The following is a 1,979-nucleotide window of genomic DNA, read 5'->3' on the forward strand; positions in this document are numbered from 1 at the left end:
AACGAGGCGCTGCGGCGCGAGGACAGCACGCCCCTGGCGGAGCTGGGCCTGGGGAGGGACCCGCTCAACGCCGCGCTGGATGGAGCGCAGGACGCCCTGGCGGAGATGACGCTGGCGCTGGCTCACACCGTGCTCCACCCCATCCGCACACTGGAAGACCTGGGGCAATTGCCCACGACGGTGGCGTACCTGATTGCCACCTCGCCCGAGTACTTCGCGCGCTACGGGGCCATGTCGCGCGAGGACCAGATACGCGAGGCGGCGCGCCTGTCCACGCACCTGGTGCTGATGCTCGGAGGCGCGCGGGCGACGGTGGGACGCATGGGCGGGCTGGGGTCGGAAGTGCCTGTGTTGTCGCTCACGGCCAGGGGAGAGCTGGTGCTGGGCGGAGCCATGGTGGCGAGCACGGCGGGCATGGACCTGGGCGCCCTCTCCATCCTGCACATGGCGGGGAAGGGCCAGGGCAACAACACTAGCGGCGCGAGCGGAAAGGCGGGCAAGGCGTCCCAGACGGCTCCGGCGCGGGGTCCTGGAAAGTGGACGTACAAGAAGCCCACCACCGAGTCGAAGCAGGCCCTCGATTACCAGGAGCAGGTGACGGGACGGCCCGCCTGGTACGTGTACATGGTGGGCGAAGTGGAGTTCGACGGCTTTACTGGCACGGCCCTGCTGGAGGCCAAGGGGGGAAGCTACAAGAACTTCCTCACGAAAGACGGTATGGCCCAGCCCTGGTTCGAAGCTGGAAAGGGTTTCAAAGAGTTGGTGGAACAGGCGAGGCGGCAATCGCAAGCAGCCAGGACGCTGAATGTGCCGGTGGTGTGGCACGTGGCCGAAGCACAATTCGCGGCCTTCCTTCGCAAGCTCTTCACGAGAAATGGATGGAAGAATATCACCGTCCACCATACACCGGCAGCGTAGTAGGGAGCGGAGCAGCATGAGGGAGGACTATTACCTGGGGGCCTACTGGGGTCTGCGGAAGGAGACGGCACTGGAGTGTGCCCGGCGTGCGGTGCTCTTCTTCCACATGCTGGAGCGGTGTGATCCAACATTCGCCCAGTGGTATCGGGGAGGGCGTGGAGCGCCCCGCGACCTGCCCGGTCACCCTGTTCGCGCGGAGGAAGTGGAGTGGGAGCAATTGTTCCTGCGCGGGAGGAATCGTACGGACCTGAGTAGGAAGGTCATCGAGGATCTCGGGTTCAGCGAGTACGTGTGGAATGCGAAGAAGGAGCGGACCCGCGTCGAACTTCATTGCGGTGAGTACTCGCCCTTTGGGGAAGGAAATACCTGCTTGCTTCTTCCTCCTGCGGAGGGCCCTGCGCGGGAGCGGATACTGAGCGCCCCCGTGCTGGCCGAGGTGCTGACCAGTGTGGCCACGGCGTGGGACCCCGACTACGCCATGGCCAGCTCCTCGGAAATGGTGGACCTCATCGAGAAGCGGAAATGGGAAGTCCGGGTGGGCTGGCTGACATACCTGTCGCGCCGCCTGGGGAAGCTGCCGCCACTGCCCGCGCCCGTGCGCATCGAGCCGGTGGGAAAGCTGGGCTGGCTGCTGGTGCTCTCCCCCGAGCCCATGACGGCCAGCAACCCCGAGCACGTGGCGTTCACCGCGCGCATCCGCGAGCTGCTCGACCGGGCCGGCCTCATCGAGCGTCCGCAACCCGTGCCCGCCAGCGAGTGAAAGCCGCTCGTTGACGTCAACGAGTGGCAGCCGGATGCGGAGAGCATGAGTGACGGGCGAATGCGCCCTGACTTGACCGCCCCTGTCCTGTCTCCCTGAAGTCCAGGGCATGTCCACACATTTCATCGGAGCGCACGGCGGGCGACTCGGCGCGGTCGTTCTGGCCCTGGCGCTGGCCGTGCTCCTCGGCGGGTGCGCCACGGGTGCTCCGCGCGCGAGCCTGAAGAGCGGCTTCGGGCTGCACTCCCGGCCCACCGCGCTGCGTGACGGTGCTGGGCCCCCGTGGCCCGCTGTTACTGCC

General features: G+C 66.9%; 3 protein-coding genes. All 3 read left to right on the forward strand.

All coding sequences use genetic code 11. The features are described from left to right. Nucleotides 1-918 (forward strand): Tox-REase-5 domain-containing protein (locus Q664_RS53215; protein WP_235217059.1); only part of this gene is annotated, 918 nt, incomplete at its 5' end. 16 nt (nucleotides 919-934) lie between these two features. Further along, entirely contained in the window at nucleotides 935-1,678 is a 744-nt protein-coding gene (locus Q664_RS39065; protein WP_043408141.1) for an Imm52 family immunity protein, read from the forward strand. A gap of 109 nt (nucleotides 1,679-1,787) precedes the next feature. Next, nucleotides 1,788-1,979 (forward strand): hypothetical protein (locus tag Q664_RS61665; protein ID WP_235217060.1); only part of this gene is annotated, 192 nt, incomplete at its 3' end.

Origin of the sequence: Archangium violaceum Cb vi76, from assembly GCF_000733295.1 — a bacterium.
GTDB classification, from domain to species: domain Bacteria; phylum Myxococcota; class Myxococcia; order Myxococcales; family Myxococcaceae; genus Archangium; species Archangium violaceum.

Coding starts and splice junctions, on each gene's coding strand:
- Q664_RS39065 (WP_043408141.1), top strand. CDS start 935: ATGAGGGAGGACTATTACCTGGGGGCCTACTGGGGTCTGCGGAAGGAG.